The organism is Aminobacter anthyllidis (genome assembly GCF_018555685.1).
In the GTDB taxonomy this organism is placed as follows: Bacteria; Pseudomonadota; Alphaproteobacteria; order Rhizobiales; family Rhizobiaceae; genus Aminobacter; species Aminobacter anthyllidis.
Window position 1 is genome coordinate 1 of record NZ_JAFLWW010000005.1, and the last position, 13,894, is coordinate 13,894.

General features: G+C 64.2%; 12 protein-coding genes and 1 pseudogene. 5 read left to right on the plus strand and 8 right to left on the minus strand.

Annotated elements, in window-relative coordinates; translation table 11 throughout:
* The first annotated feature begins 567 nt into the window (after positions 1–567).
* On the plus strand, positions 568–2,532 hold the full coding sequence (locus J1C56_RS16990; RefSeq protein ID WP_214391269.1) for a M23 family metallopeptidase: 1,965 nt from the start codon (positions 568–570) through the stop codon (positions 2,530–2,532).
* On the opposite strand, the gene J1C56_RS16995 is transcribed toward J1C56_RS16990, so the two are convergent.
* The gene (locus J1C56_RS16995; protein ID WP_214391270.1) at positions 2,529–4,049 is read right to left on the minus strand and encodes an MFS transporter; all 1,521 of its coding nucleotides are present in this window, start codon (positions 4,047–4,049) and stop codon (positions 2,529–2,531) included. The two genes, J1C56_RS16990 and J1C56_RS16995, sit on opposite strands and share 4 nt — an antisense overlap.
* Positions 4,050–5,285: 1,236 nt before the next feature.
* Here J1C56_RS16995 and J1C56_RS17000 point away from each other — a divergent pair.
* Genes J1C56_RS17000 through J1C56_RS17010 form a run of 3 tightly spaced genes read left to right on the plus strand, consistent with a single transcriptional unit; the run spans position 5,286 to position 6,814 of the window.
* Entirely contained in the window at positions 5,286–5,972 is a 687-nt protein-coding gene (locus J1C56_RS17000; RefSeq protein WP_214391271.1) for a glutathione S-transferase family protein, read from the plus strand.
* A gap of 33 nt (positions 5,973–6,005) precedes the next feature.
* Positions 6,006–6,344: an ArsR/SmtB family transcription factor gene (locus tag J1C56_RS17005; RefSeq protein ID WP_214391272.1), complete on the plus strand. Its 339-nt coding sequence runs from the start codon at positions 6,006–6,008 to the stop codon at positions 6,342–6,344.
* A complete protein-coding gene (locus tag J1C56_RS17010; RefSeq protein WP_214391273.1) occupies positions 6,341–6,814 on the plus strand; it encodes an SRPBCC family protein in 474 nt (157 codons plus the stop codon). The genes J1C56_RS17005 and J1C56_RS17010 overlap by 4 nt, the downstream gene beginning before the upstream one ends.
* Before the next feature lie 12 nt (positions 6,815–6,826).
* Here J1C56_RS17010 and J1C56_RS17015 read toward each other — a convergent pair whose 3' ends face one another.
* From J1C56_RS17015 to J1C56_RS33885, 3 genes and pseudogenes are all read right to left on the minus strand, one after another.
* Positions 6,827–7,321: a GNAT family N-acetyltransferase gene (locus J1C56_RS17015; RefSeq protein ID WP_214391274.1), complete on the minus strand. Its 495-nt coding sequence runs from the start codon at positions 7,319–7,321 to the stop codon at positions 6,827–6,829.
* Between the two features lie 55 nt (positions 7,322–7,376).
* Complete coding sequence (locus tag J1C56_RS32965) at positions 7,377–7,532, minus strand: hypothetical protein (protein ID WP_246591544.1); 156 nt, start codon at positions 7,530–7,532, stop codon at positions 7,377–7,379.
* 48 nt (positions 7,533–7,580) lie between these two features.
* A pseudogene (locus J1C56_RS33885) lies at positions 7,581–7,685 on the minus strand (hypothetical protein); the annotation flags it as partial.
* A 17-nt stretch (positions 7,686–7,702) separates the two neighbouring features.
* Here J1C56_RS33885 and J1C56_RS33890 point away from each other — a divergent pair.
* Positions 7,703–7,867, plus strand: coding sequence for a hypothetical protein (locus J1C56_RS33890; RefSeq protein ID WP_246591546.1), 165 nt, complete (start codon positions 7,703–7,705; stop codon positions 7,865–7,867).
* A 61-nt stretch (positions 7,868–7,928) separates the two neighbouring features.
* Here the strand turns inward: J1C56_RS33890 and J1C56_RS17025 are convergent, their stop codons facing one another.
* From J1C56_RS17025 to J1C56_RS17040, 4 genes are all read right to left on the minus strand, one after another.
* Positions 7,929–9,308, minus strand: a complete 1,380-nt coding sequence (locus tag J1C56_RS17025; RefSeq protein WP_214391275.1) for a L,D-transpeptidase family protein — start codon at positions 9,306–9,308, stop codon at positions 7,929–7,931.
* 179 nt (positions 9,309–9,487) lie between these two features.
* Positions 9,488–9,850: an MmcQ/YjbR family DNA-binding protein gene (locus J1C56_RS17030; RefSeq protein WP_214391276.1), complete on the minus strand. Its 363-nt coding sequence runs from the start codon at positions 9,848–9,850 to the stop codon at positions 9,488–9,490.
* A 150-nt stretch (positions 9,851–10,000) separates the two neighbouring features.
* Positions 10,001–12,604 carry an ATP-dependent chaperone ClpB gene (gene clpB / locus J1C56_RS17035; protein ID WP_214391277.1) on the minus strand — a complete coding sequence of 868 codons (2,604 nt, stop codon included), beginning with the start codon at positions 12,602–12,604 and terminating at the stop codon, positions 10,001–10,003.
* A 304-nt stretch (positions 12,605–12,908) separates the two neighbouring features.
* Positions 12,909–13,703, minus strand: coding sequence for a DUF4167 domain-containing protein (locus J1C56_RS17040; protein ID WP_420797410.1), 795 nt, complete (start codon positions 13,701–13,703; stop codon positions 12,909–12,911).
* Positions 13,704–13,894: the final 191 nt, after the last annotated feature.

The window sequence follows — 13,894 nt, forward strand, 5'->3', positions numbered from 1 at the left end:
GGCCGCCAGCGGCGCGCCGCCCTCGTTGTTGAGGCGTATATAGTCGCCGCCCCTCCAGACTGTCAACGCAATTTTCCAGCTTTTGCGAATTTTTTAAGACAGAAAGCTCGGAAGCCAACAAAACCCTTGCAAACCCTGCGGAAGGCGCAACGAACAGCCACGACACAGTCCACAGGCCAGGGCAAAACCGCCAGATCCAGTCGCCGAAGTGCTTAGCCGAGACAGAGCCCGCCGAAACGACATGCACCTCACCATATGAAGCCGGCACTTGCACGCCGGCGTCACAAGGAGCGCCGCACCGGTCGGCGGCATCGGGCTTCTCCTATATAGAGCAGGACGACGTCCCCAGCCCCGGCCGGAGCCCTATTCCCGCCCCAATGCGGGCAGATGTCTCAAACGCCTCTGGTGCGAAATCGAGTCTGTGCGCATCGCCTATATATAAGAGGGTGGGGCAGGTCTGTCGGTGCCGTGGATGCGGCTTCGTTGACTTGGAGCGTCATGACAGGCAAATGTCTTGGCAACTAAAAGCAAGCGGGCGCGAAGCGCCGGGGATTTTAGCCGTACTGGATGCAGGATACGGACCAGACCATAGCCGAGCTCGGCAATGAGCCGCCGCTTATCGCGGATGGCCGCGCCGGTCCCCCGGACCGACGCGAGGTCTCTGCACGCTGGCTTTCGGGCACCTTCCTTACCGGCGTGACCTCGAGTGTGTTGATGGGCGTGGCACTTTTTGCCGCCCTCGACGGCCGCGAAAAGCTTGCGACCCCACCAGAAATCGCCGAACTTGCAACCCTTGCCGCCAGCGGCGATGCCGGCCAGCGCGCCAAGACCACCCGGCTGGCGCCGCTGCGCCAGATCGCCAAGGCCAAGGACCGGCGCCGCATGGAGGTTTCCATGCTGACCAAGGAGGGCGACCGCGAAGTCATTCGCACCATGCCTTTCGTCCAGATCAAGATGGCGCTGGCCGCCTCGCATCCAACGACGCGCAGCTATCCCGCCTTCGATCCGCTGACCGTGTTCGCCGAAGACGGCCCGGCACAGCCACCAGCGACTGCCGCGACCGGCCAGATCTATGGCGTCAAGGTCGAGAGCGAGATGAGCCTCAAGACCGTCGACTTCCCCGTGGAGACCGCGGCCTTCGACGAGAGCTCGGCGCTTTCGGCCAATGAAGTCGAAAAGGTGGTGCGCGACGCCGGCGGCGACCTGACCGAAGGCGACATCCAGGTCGCCTCGCTGCACTATGTCGATCCGCAGCGTTTCGGCGACGCCTTCGCCGACCAGACGCTCGCCGGCTCCTACGGCATCAAGATCGTGCCCGAGAACGTTTCGGTCACCGCGCGCGCCGACGTCGATCCCGAGACACTTTCTTATGCCGAAGACATCATCGCCTTCGAAAAGGACCGCAAGATCGTCGATGCGCTGGCCGACTCTGGCTATGCCGGCGAAGACGCGCAAGGCATGGCCAATGCCGTCTCGCGGCTGCTCAATGCGACGGCGCTCAAGGCCGGCACCGTTCTGCGCGTCGGTCTCGAGGTTCGCGGCGACGTCGGCAAGATTGTGCGCACCAGCGTCTACGACCGCACCCAGCATATCCTGACGATTGCGCTCGACGACCGCAACCAGTTCGTTCCCGGCGACGAGCCCGAGCCAAACCCCGAGATCGCCACCGCCTTCGACGACACGCCGACCATACCGACATCGCGCAGTGCGCTACCTACTGTTTATGACGGCATCTACCGGGCGGCCTATTCCTACGGCATGTCTCAGGACATGACCAAGAAGCTGGTCCGGCTGCTCTCGTCCGACGTCGACTTCCAGTCGCGGCTCAATCCGTCCGACCGCATCGAGGTGTTCTTCTCGCAGCCCGACGGCGACGACAAGGCTTCCGCCGATTCCGAGCTGCTTTATGTCTCGGCGAATTTCGGCGGCAACACGCGCAACTTCTACCGCTTCCAGATGGGCGATGGCGCGATCGACTATTTCGACGAGGACGGCCGCAGCGCGCGCCAGTTCCTGCTGCGCAACCCGCTCCCCAACGGCAAGTTCCGCTCCGGCTTCGGCGGCCGCAAGCACCCGATCCTCGGCTACGTCAAGATGCACACCGGCGTCGACTGGTCAGCGCCCACCGGCACGCCGATCATCGCCTCGGGCAACGGTGTCGTCGAAAAGGCGGGCTGGGCCGGCGGCTACGGCAAGCAGACGATGATCCGCCATACCAATGGCTACGAGACGTCCTACAACCACCAGAGCCGCATCGCGCCCGGCGTCGTTCCCGGTGCCCGCGTCCGCCAGGGCCAGGTCATCGGCTATGTCGGCACCACCGGCCTGTCGACCGGCGCGCATCTGCACTACGAGCTGATCGTCAACGGCACCAAGGTCGACCCGATGCGCGTGCGCCTGCCCACCGGCCGCGTGCTCAAGGGCGACGAACTCGTCGCCTTCAAGCGCGAGCGCGAGCGCATCGACGACCTGCTCAAGGACGAAAACAAGGATGCGCTGAAGGTCGCGAGCACCGCAAAGGTCAGCGGCTAACTCTTCTCCTTCCTCTTCCATGACGGCTGGGTGACCCAGGCGACGGCTGCCGCCGCGAAGCACATCACAGCCGCGATTGCCGCGATGGCCGCAAAGGCATCGTTGGTGGCGGCAACCCGCAAGGCTTCCGCCCCGGCATCGAGCGGCGTGGTGACGAAGGCGCCGAACTCGGCGCCCGGTGCCGCCGTTCCCACGACATTTGCGAAGACAACGCCGGCGACTGCACCAAGCGAGGCCACCGCCATCAGGCCGGCGGCGCGGGCGAGCGCGTTGTTGATGCCGGATGCCAACCCTGTGTCTTCCTCTGGCGTCGCCCGCATCACCGCCGCCGACACCGGCGAAACGACGATCGCCATGCCGAGGCCCTTGAGCAGCAGGATCGGGAACGTCACCTGCCACAACATCATCAGCGGCATCGTCAGCGCGAGACCGACATAAGAAATGCCGACGATCGCAGCGCCAACGGTCAGCGGCCAACGCGGGCCGATGGCGTCGGACAGCCGGCCCGAATAGCTCGACAGGCCGGCGATGAACAAGGACAGTGGCAAGAACAGCAGGCTCGCTTCCCATTCCTTGGCGCCCCAGCCCGAGACGACGGTCATCGGCAGGAAGAACAGCACCGCGTTGAAGGCGAAGAACAGGACCAGCGTGTAGAGATTGGCGCCGGTGAAGGCGCGCGAGGCAAACAGCTCGAGCTTGACCATCGGCGCCCGCGCCCATTTCTCCCACACGATGAAGCCGGCGAAGATGACGGCGCCGACCGCTATCCACAGCCAGGGCGCGACGGCGCGGTCCGCGGCCGGCAGGCCGAAGGCGGTCAGCCCCCAGGCCATCAGCCCAAGGCCGGCGGTGGCAAGCACCGCGCCTGTAATGTCGAGCCGGCGCTTCGACGACGGACGGTCCTGCGGCACCTTCTTGAGCAGCATGGCGAGCGCGACGAGGCCGATCGGCACGTTGATGGCGAAGATCAGCCGCCACATCCATTCGGCGCCGAACGACAGCACCATGCCGCCGACGAACGGCCCCATCGCGGTGGTCAGCGACGAGAACGCCGCCCACTGGCCGATCGCCTTGCCGCGCGTCGCGTTGGGATAGGATTTGGCGATGAGGGCGAGGCTGCCCGGCACCATCAGGGCGGCACCGACCCCTTGCGCGGCGCGCATGATGATCAGCATTTCGGCATCGACGGCGAGCGCGCAGGCGGCCGAGGTGATCATGAACAGGACGATGCCGGTGGCGAAGATGTTGCGGACGCCGAAAACGTCGCCGGCGGCACCGCCAAGAAGCACGAGCGCCGACAAAAACAGCATGTAGCCGTTGCTGATCCACTGGGCGTCGACAAGGGTCGCGCCGAGGTCGGCCCGGATGACCGGCATGGCCAGCGACACCACCGAGCCGTCGATGAAGCCCATGCTCGAGGCAAGGATCGCCGAGACAAGCACGTAGCGCCTTGCCTCCGGCGGGCAGAAGACGTGGTTGTTGTTGGCTGGAGCAGGCGGGGTGTCGGAAATGTCCATGAGGGTGAGATTATGTGGGCACGTGTTGGACGGGAAGCGACCAGGGGGACGATTTCTGGAAGCCAGGCGACATGGCTTCTCGCATGGTGAGGACGCAGATCACGCGCGTCATCCCGGGCGAGCGAACCGAGGCCCGGGGCTATTGATCAGCGCAGCCGGGGTCTGGGTTTGCGGTCGCATTCGTGAAGGCCGCCAGGACGAGGACCCGGCCGAGCCCGACGATGATCCAGTCAATGGGTCCCGGCTCTCGCTTCGCTCGGCCGGGATGACGGCGTTGGTGTTTGGCGTCTATCGCTGCCGAGCCGTCTTCCCATCCTTCGACGGGCTCAGGATGAGGGCGAGCCAAGTTTCTTCACCGCCACGCCCCGTTTCCGGTCTGGCCATTGTCAAAGAACACTCCCGTGTTGGGAGAAACCTTCGGGAAGCGGGGCGCGAGGCCGGGCCTGCCGATTAGTGATATGTGGCGCGAACCTCGCGCTCCGCCGGCGATTTCTGTTTCCGCCCGTTCCGCTTCCGCAGGCCGCCTTGAAGCATTTGCGCTTTTCGATGGCCTCACTAGCGCTCGTCCAGCGCACCCCGGGCGTAGTCCCGGGAGGGGAACCTTTCGACGGAACCTCCCCGGGCGATGAGCTACGTTGGCTCGCCGCCGGAGGCGCCGGCCCCTCCCCACTGATCACCGTCGCGACCGGCGTTCCCGTGGGAGGAACTGAGATGATTGTACGGGAGGTTTGGAGGGCGTGGAAAATCGGGCGCGGCTATCCACGCGGGTTGGTGACAAGGTTCCTGACAATGGAGCTTCGAGGGCAGTGCCCTACGAAGCCAACCTTTCCCGTCTCATTCCTTCGCACCCCCCTCTGGCCTGCCGGCCATCTCCCCCACAAGGAGGGAGATCACGCCTTCATCGGCGCCCGGCCAATCACCAGCTTCGCAAAGCTACTCCTTGCAACGCTGCAGGATGAGCGCCGCCGGTGACGCGACTAATCTCCGTCCTTGTGGGGGAGATGGCCGGCAGGCCAGAGGGGGGTGCGAAGGATCGCGACCGATGAGATGCTGCGAGAACCCGTCGTGGATGTTCGACAAGCGAGAATGTCACTGACCGTGGAAAACCTCTCCACGTTCAACATCTGATGCCCGTCAGCCGAAAACCCGATAGTTTCCTCCTTCGGAAACTTTCCGCTTGCCAATCCCACAAGAGACAAATAGTTTCCCAATGCGGAAACTATCGGAGCAACCTCAATGGCGCTGACGCTTTACACCCATCCTCTTGCCTCGTTCTGCCACAAGGTGCTGATCGCCTTTTACGAGAACGGAACCGACTTCCGCCCGGTGACCGTCGATCTCGGTGACCCCGGCGAGACGGCGGCACTGACGGCGAAATGGCCGGTTGGCAAGATCCCGGTGCTGCACGACGGCGCGCGCGACCGCGTGGTGCCGGAGACCAGCATCATCATCGAGTATGTGCAAAGGCACTATCCCGGACCGACGCCGATGCTGCCCACGGACGCCGAGCGCCGTTTGGACGCACGGCTGTGGGAACGTTTTTTCGATCTCTACATCAGCGTGCCGATGCAGAAGATCGTGACCGACAGGATAAGGCCCGAAGGCGGTAACGATCCGGTCGGGGTGGCGGATGCGCGGCGGACGCTCGACACCGCCTACCAGATGATCGAGAGCCAGTTGGCTGGAAAGACCTGGGCGATGGGCGCGGACTTCACCATCGCCGACTGCGCCGCGGCACCGGGCCTGTTCTACGCCTCGATCGTTCATCCCTTCGCCGGCGGGCAGCGCAATCTCGCCGCCTATTTCGAGCGACTTGTCGCGCGTCCATCGGTTCGGCGCACGATCAACGAGGCGCGGCCCTATTTCCACTTCTTCCCCTATCGCGAAGCCATGCCGGAACGGTTTATCCATGACGACGCCTGACACGAACAGGCCTGACAAGGACGGGACGCAGCAATGATCGAACCGCAACAACTGGACCGCGTTTTCACGGCCCTTGCCGACGCTGGTCGGCGCGGCATGGTCGAACGGCTGAGCATGGGCCCGGCGACCGTCAAGCAATTGGCGGAACCGCATGGCATGCGGCTGCCCTCGGCGCTGAAACATCTGAAAGTGCTGGAGGACGGCGGCATCGTCGCCTCGCGCAAGGTCGGGCGGACCCGCACCTACACGATCGAGCCCACGGCATTGTCCGGCATAGACGACTGGGTGAGACAGCGGCAGACTGCAATGAACCAGGCATTTGACCGCCTCGTGCAGGCGATGAAGGATTTTCCCGAGGAGGAAAGCGAATGACGACAACCGTCACGCACAAGACGTTCACCATCGAGCGCGAGCTGCCGGCATCCCCGAAACACGCCTTCCGCTTCTGGTCGGACCAGAAACTCAAGCGCGCATGGAACGACTGCCATCCCGACTGGATCACGCTCGAGGACAGCTTTGATTTTCGTGTCGGCGGCATCGAGGCCAAAAGCTGGCGCATGCCGGACGGCGCAGAGCTCGCTTTCCGCGCCGACTATTTCGACATCGTGGCCGAACGGCGCATCATCTACGGCTTCGAAATGAGCCATGGCGGCAAGCGCATCTCGGCATCGCTGGCCACCATCGAGCTTTTGCCCGAAGCAGGCCGGACGCGGATGAGGTTCACCGAGCAGCTTGCCTTTCTCGGCACCCCCGAGGCAATGGCGGCGCGCATTACAGGCACCGAAACGGGGTTCGACCGGCTGGTCGAGATTCTCGCCAGGGAGACGGCGAGCGTGCACTGAGCGCTCGCCGTCTCAGCTTGCCTCGAACCCGGCGTGATAGGCGATTTCGCCGCTGGCAATGTGCTGGCCGAATGCGAGGCGCTGGACATATTCCGGCGGAATGTCGCCATAGGTGACGGCGGGATCGGTGATGAAGCCGAAGCGGCTGTAGTAGGCCGGATCGCCAATGAGCACGCAGCCCTTGGAGCCCATCTGCCGGAGCACGTCGAGCCCGTGGCGGATCAGCGATTGGCCGATGCCCCTGCCCTGGCTTTCAGGCCAGACCGAAACCGGCCCGAGGCCGTACCATCCGACATCCTTGCCGACAGTCACCGGCGAGAAGGCGACGTGCCCGACAATCTCGCCATTATCCTCTGCCACCAGCGACAGGGTCAACGCGCCGGCATCGCGCAAGGCATCGACGATCGCCGCCTCGGTCTGGCTCGCATGCGGAGCATTGGCGAAGGCGGCGCGGGTCAGCGTCCGGATGGTGTCGACGTCAGCGGGCTGTTCGGGGCGGATGTTCATTCTGGGCTCTCTCGACCTCGCGCCATTTGCCGACAGGTTTTGCCGTAATGCAAGGTCACGCTGCCGGCACGTCCAACGCCCGCAACCCCGCTTCCAGCGCAGCCGAGTCGCCATGGTCGACGCCGAAGAGCACGTCGAGCAGCGGAAAGGTACTGCGATAGAATGTGATGCGATCCGACATCGCGGCGATGCCGGGATATTGCGGCGCCATCAGCGCCAGGAATTCATCGCCCAGGCCGGCCGACAGGCTGGCGAGATCATAGGCGGGATCCCCAATCCCGCAGCCGGCGAAGTCGATGACAGCAGATACCTTGCCGGTGACGAGCAGGGCGTCGCCTCCGGCATGGCATCGACGACGCTCAATGTCGGCACGCCATCGGCATGGCGGCGCTGATTGCGGTTGCCAACAGCCATGCCGGCGGTTTGAGCGGCGATGCGCTGAAGGTCGCCGTCGCCGACGGCATCCAGATCGCCTTCTGGCTCGCCGCGGCAGGCGTTGCAGTCAGCCTGGTGTTTGTGATGGCGCTGCCGAAAAAACCGGCGTGACGGCTGGCAGGAGGCAAATGAAAATCGCGACCGTGTGCAGATCCGCGGTCGCGAACCTGCCCTATTCCATGAACTCGACCGGCACGCCCGACTTGACGATCTTGGCGAGTTCGCGGGCGTCCCAGTTGGTCAGGCGCACGCAGCCATGGCTTTCGGTCTTGCCGATCTTGGACGGGTCGGGGGTGCCGTGGATGCCATAGGTCGGCTTGTCGAGCGCGATCCAGACCGAGCCGACAGGACCGTTCGGGCCCGGCGGGATGGTCAGGACCTTGTCGTTTTCGCCCTGCTTGAAATTGATCTTGGGATTGTAGGTGTAGTTGGGGTCGAGGGCCACGCGCGACACCGCATGGATGCCGGTCGGCGACGGCGTGTCGCCCGAGCCGATGGTCGCCGGATAGGCGGCGACAAGCTGGCCGGCCTCGTTGTAGGCGCGGACCTGCTTCAGCCCCTTGTCGGCGATGATGCGCGCAACCGGCTTGTTCACCAGCTTGCCGAAATTGGCGACCTTCACGATGGTGCCCGGCCGGTTGAAGTTGAGGTCCGGGTTGATCGCCTTGAGGTAGTTCTCGTCCATGTGGAAACGCTCGGCCAGCATTTCGGTGACCGAGGTGAAGGCCATGCGCTCGAGCTGGGCCTTCTCGCTGTAGTCGGCCGGCACCGAGGCGATGTATGGACCGGCGGCGTCTTCCGGCGTGATGGTGTAGGAACCGAAGGCGTCGCCGCCGGTCTCGGCGAGCGCTGCCTTGATGCCCTCGGCGTCAGTCGACTTCAGGCTGGCGCCCGTCATCTCGTTGTAGGCGGCCAGCGCCTTGTCGACATTGGAGCCGAAGCGGCCGTCGATGACACCAGGCGAAGCGCCGAGACGATCGAGCAGGATCTGCAGCGAAGCGACGTCCTCGCGGCCCTTGACCGCGATCGACGGCTCGAGCGGCTGCTCGGTGATGCGCGGACTGGCCGGCAGCGCCGGCTGGTCGTCGGGGCTCTGCAGCGGCTCGCGTGACACGACGCGCGGCCCGCCCGGTGCCTCCGGGAAGGCGTTGGGATCGTTGTTGTAGTAGTCGTCGCCATTGGGATCGGCCGGAACGGCAAGCGCGTCGTCGCTGTAATAGCCGTCGTCAGCCGGCCCGAGCAGCACGTCGCCCTGGCGGTAGTCGCGGCGCAGCTCCTGGCGGCGCTGTTCGCGCCGCAGCGCCGGCCGGTTGAGGCGGCTCTCCGGCGGCTGCACGGCGATGACCTTGCCGGTGTAGGGATCGACGAGCACGCGGTTGCCCCGGCTGTCGTAGAAGATCTCGACGTCGCTGTTTTGCGCCAGACGGATCATCTGCCGGTCTGTCGCGGGAGGCATTGGCATCGGCCCGCCCGAAGGCGCGGCCGCAGCCGCTGCCTGGAGCGCCGACAGGCCGGTGGCCATGGCTGAAAGCACAACGATCTTGCGCAACATGGTCGCCAAATCTCTCCGAATCTCGACTGCCGCCAAGGCAGTCCCGGTGGAATCACTGTTATCCACCGACATCCAATAACGATCTGCTAACCCTTCCAACATGAACGGGGCATGAAAATGACCGCGTTAGGTGGATTTTGAGACCTTGGAGCGGCCAAAGCGCGCCCCTCGAATCGAGGTCAGACGGGAAAGCCGAGTTGCGTGCGCGTTGCCTTGGGTAGCTTCACCGCAATCAGCCGGTGGCTTTCGCCGATGTAGTCGCGCAGGCCCTGGTCGTCCATGGTCTCGCCGGTCTGGCGCTGTATCCATTTCATGCCGCGCGAGGCGAGGTAAGGTGCCGGCCTGAGACCTGGCTGCTCCTTCAGGATGTCGAAGGCCATTTCGGAGACCTTGAAGGAAACGGCGAGCCCCGCGCCGTCGCTCCAGCCGCCAATGGCAAAGACCTTGCCGCCAACCTTCCAGACATGCGCCCCGCCCCATTGCACGACATGGGTGGTGGCAGGCAGCGAGGCACAGAAGCTGTTGTAGTCATCGAGCGTCATGGCTGACCTTTACCCTCCCCAACGTGGGGAGGGGCGGTGAAAGAAATATTGGCGAAGCAAATTATTGGAACCGGGGTGAAGTATGTCAAAGCCCCCCACCCCGACGCTACGCGTCGACCCTCCCCACGAGGGGGAGGGTAACGATTGCGCTTATGCCGCTTCTTCCGTCACGACCGTTGGCTTTGACCGGAAGTTGAGCCGGTCCGAGCCCGCGGTGATCTTGACGGTCGAACCGTCCAGGACATCGCCAAGCAGGATCTTTTCGGCCAGCGGATCCTGCAGTTCCTTCTGGATCACCCGCTTGAGCGGACGCGCGCCATAGGCCGGGTCGTAACCCTTGTTGGCGAGCCAGTCGATCGCATCCTGGTCGAGCGACAGCGTGATCTTGCGGTCGGACAACAGCTTTTCGAGCCGCTTGAGCTGGATCGCAACGATCTTGCCCATGTCCTGGCGACGCAGGCGATGGAACAGGATGACCTCGTCGATGCGGTTCAGGAACTCCGGCCGGAACGCGCTCTTGACGACACCCATGACCTCGTCGCGGACCTGGTCGACATCCTCGCCCTCGCCCAGCGCCACCAGATATTCGGCGCCAAGGTTGGACGTCATGATGATCAGCGTGTTGCGGAAGTCGACGGTGCGGCCCTGGCCATCGGTCAGGCGGCCATCGTCGAGCACCTGCAAAAGCACGTTGAAGACGTCGGGATGCGCCTTTTCGATCTCGTCGAACAGGATCACCTGGTAGGGCCTGCGGCGTACCGCTTCGGTCAGCGCCCCGCCCTCCTCATAACCGACATAGCCGGGAGGCGCGCCGATCAGCCGGGCAACCGAGTGCTTCTCCATGTACTCCGACATGTCGATGCGCACCAGCGCATGCTCGTCGTCGAACAGATAGTCGGCGAGTGCCTTGGTGAGCTCGGTCTTGCCGACGCCGGTCGGGCCGAGGAACATGAACGAGCCGATCGGCCGGTTCGGATCCTGCAGGCCGGCACGGGCACGCCGGACAGCCTTGGACACCGCCTGCACCGCCTCGCCCTGGCCGACGACACGAACGCCGATCTCGTCTTCCATGCGCAACAGCTTGTCGCGCTCGCCTTCGAGCATCTTGTCGACCGGGATGCCGGTCCAGCGCGACACGACATGGCCGACATGGTCGGGCGTCACAGTCTCTTCGACCATGGTGCCGCGGCCTTCGAGCGCCTCGGCCTCGACGAGCTTCTTTTCAAGCTCGGGGATGCGGCCATAGGCAAGCTCGCCCGCCTTCTGGAACTCGCCCTTGCGCTGGGCGATGGCGAGTTCGTTGCGCGCTTCTTCGAGCTGGCCCTTGAGATCGGCGGCAAGACCGAGCTTTTCCTTCTCGGCCATCCACTGGCTGGTCACCCGTGTCGACTCTTCCTCGAGCCCGGCCAGCTCCTTTTCCAGCCTTTCGAGACGGTCGCGGGAGGCGTCGTCCTTCTCGAGCTTGAGCGCCTCACGCTCGATCTTGAGCTGCATGATGCGGCGGTCGATCTCGTCGAGTGCTTCCGGCTTGGAATCGATCTGCATGCGCAGCCGCGAGCCGGCCTCGTCGACGAGGTCGATCGCCTTGTCGGGCAGGAAGCGGTCGGTGATGTAGCGGTTCGACAGCGTCGCGGCGGCGACCAGTGCGGAGTCGGAAATGCGCACCTTGTGGTGCTGCTCGTACTTCTCCTTCAGGCCACGCAGGATCGAGATGGTGTCCTCTACCGTCGGTTCCGAGACGAAGACCGGCTGGAAGCGGCGGGCAAGGGCCGCGTCCTTTTCGACATGCTTGCGGTACTCGTCGAGCGTCGTGGCGCCGACGCAGTGGAGCTCGCCGCGCGCCAGCGCAGGCTTCAAAAGATTGGACGCATCCATCGCGCCATCAGCCTTGCCGGCGCCGACAAGCGTATGCATCTCGTCGATGAACAGGATGATGCCGCCGGCAGCCGAGGTGACTTCGGACAGCACGGCCTTCAGCCGCTCCTCGAACTCGCCGCGATATTTGGCACCGGCAATCAGCGCGCCCATGTCGAGCGCCATCAGCTGCTTGTCCTTGAGGCTTTCCGGCACGTCGCCATTGACGATGCGCAGCGCCAGGCCCTCGGCGATGGCCGTCTTGCCGACACCGGGTTCGCCGATCAGCACCGGGTTGTTCTTGGTGCGGCGCGACAGCACCTGGATGGTGCGGCGGATCTCGTCGTCACGGCCAATGACCGGATCGAGCTTGCCGGCGCGGGCATCGGCCGTGAGGTCACGCGCGTATTTCTTCAACGCATCGTAGCCCTGCTCGGCGCTTGCCGAGTCGGCGGTACGACCCTTGCGGATGTCATTGATCGCCTGGTTCAGCGCCTGTGCGGTGACGCCCGCCTTGGCGAGGATGTCGGCGGTCTTGGCCGACTTCTCGACCGCGAGCGCGGTCAGCAGGCGCTCGACGGTGACGAAGCTGTCGCCGGCCTTCTTGGCCAGATCCTCGGCCGATGAAAACACCTTGGCGAGCGGCTGCGCCATGTAGAGCTGGCCGTTGCCGCCCTCGACCTTCGGCATAGCCTTGAGGGCCGCCTCGACCCCAAGCCTGACATTGCCGGCATTGCCGCCGGCGCGCTCGATCAGGGAAGAGGCCAATCCCTCTTCGTCGTCCATCAGCACCTTGAGGATGTGCTCGGGCGTGAACTGCTGGTGATTGTTGGAAAGAGCGTAGGTCTGCGCGGACTGGATGAAGCCGCGGACGCGCTCGGAGTATTTCTCAAGATTCATTCGATGTCTCCATTCCGTACCCGGCCCGCTTGGCGGCACCGGTTAGGTTCAAGGTGACGGGTCCGCCCGACCGGGCCGGCCCCAACTGAGGCTGATATGGTGCGTAGGACGATATACCTCAAGGAGCCGGGCGCGCCGGGCGTCATTTTTTGACGCGCAAATAGCGCTCCAACATTTTTGACTCTGCGCACCGAGCATTTGGAAAATCAAACCTGATTTCCAGACCGAGGACAAAAACAAAAAACGGCGGGATTTTCATCCCGCCGTCTTGAAGTGGTTTCGAAGCCCTGCCTGCGAAAGGCGATCAGCCTTCGACGACAGCAGGCTCAGCTGCCGGCGCTTCGCCAGCTTCGCCCTGCACCTCGGTGGCAGCGCGTTCGCCACGGCGCGGACGACGTCCACGGCGCGGCGCGGCGGTGACTTCACCCTCGGCAGCTTCGACTGCAGGGGCCGGCTCGGCGACGACTGCCTCAGTGACGATTGCTTCGGCAACCACGGCTTGCGGCTGCGGCTGCTCGGTCACGGCGACATCCGCCTGCGGTACGTCGGCCTGCTGCTCATGATGGCGCGGACGGCGTTCGTTGCGGTTGGGGCGGCGCTCGCGGCGGCCTTCACGCGGCTGGCCTTCGGCGGCTTCCGGGTTGAGGGCGACCTCAGCCGGCGTGCCTTCGATATCAGGCTGCGGGCCGGAACCATTGACGACCGGCTGCGGCTGGGACTGAGGCTGCTGGACCTGCACGTCGGCAACATTGTTGCCCATGCCGTCGTCGTCGCGCTCGTCATCCATGTCGGAGTCGAAGTCGTCGCGGCTCTGCTGCTGCTGCTGGATCGGCATCTGCGCCATGGCGGCGGCAATGATGCGATTGTAGTGCTCAGCGTGTTGCAGATAGTTTTCGGCCATCACGCGATCGCCAGAGCTGTGCGCGTCGCGCGCCAGAGTGGTGTATTTTTCGGCGATCTGCTGCGCGGAGCCACGGATCTTTACATCGGGACCGTTGCTCTCGTAGTTGCGCGTAAGCGGGTTTGGACCCTTGCGGTTGTTATTGCCGTTGTTGCTGTTATTGCTGTTGTTATTATTATTGTTGTTACGACCGCGCATGCGCCTATTCTGCTGTTGTGGCCTCATCAGATTCTCTTTGTGTTGAAGTCTAATCCGAACGGGGGCACTTAGGCGGCCTGCCGTTTCGTATTCTTCCGCCGGTGATCGCCCGCAATTTTACTGCGTCGGCGCCACATGCCATCCTGTTTCGGTTCATGTCACTTGCCGGACGATCCCCGCACGAAGCTTGA

Coding starts and splice junctions, on each gene's coding strand:
- J1C56_RS16990 (WP_214391269.1), top strand. CDS start 568: ATGCAGGATACGGACCAGACCATAGCCGAGCTCGGCAATGAGCCGCCG.
- J1C56_RS16995 (WP_214391270.1), bottom strand. CDS start 4,049: ATGGACATTTCCGACACCCCGCCTGCTCCAGCCAACAACAACCACGTC.
- J1C56_RS17000 (WP_214391271.1), top strand. CDS start 5,286: ATGGCGCTGACGCTTTACACCCATCCTCTTGCCTCGTTCTGCCACAAG.
- J1C56_RS17005 (WP_214391272.1), top strand. CDS start 6,006: ATGATCGAACCGCAACAACTGGACCGCGTTTTCACGGCCCTTGCCGAC.
- J1C56_RS17010 (WP_214391273.1), top strand. CDS start 6,341: ATGACGACAACCGTCACGCACAAGACGTTCACCATCGAGCGCGAGCTG.
- J1C56_RS17015 (WP_214391274.1), bottom strand. CDS start 7,321: ATGAACATCCGCCCCGAACAGCCCGCTGACGTCGACACCATCCGGACG.
- J1C56_RS32965 (WP_246591544.1), bottom strand. CDS start 7,532: ATGGCGCCGCAATATCCCGGCATCGCCGCGATGTCGGATCGCATCACA.
- J1C56_RS33890 (WP_246591546.1), top strand. CDS start 7,703: ATGGCGGCGCTGATTGCGGTTGCCAACAGCCATGCCGGCGGTTTGAGC.
- J1C56_RS17025 (WP_214391275.1), bottom strand. CDS start 9,308: ATGTTGCGCAAGATCGTTGTGCTTTCAGCCATGGCCACCGGCCTGTCG.
- J1C56_RS17030 (WP_214391276.1), bottom strand. CDS start 9,850: ATGACGCTCGATGACTACAACAGCTTCTGTGCCTCGCTGCCTGCCACC.
- clpB (WP_214391277.1), bottom strand. CDS start 12,604: ATGAATCTTGAGAAATACTCCGAGCGCGTCCGCGGCTTCATCCAGTCC.
- J1C56_RS17040 (WP_420797410.1), bottom strand. CDS start 13,703: ATGCGCGGTCGTAACAACAATAATAATAACAACAGCAATAACAGCAAC.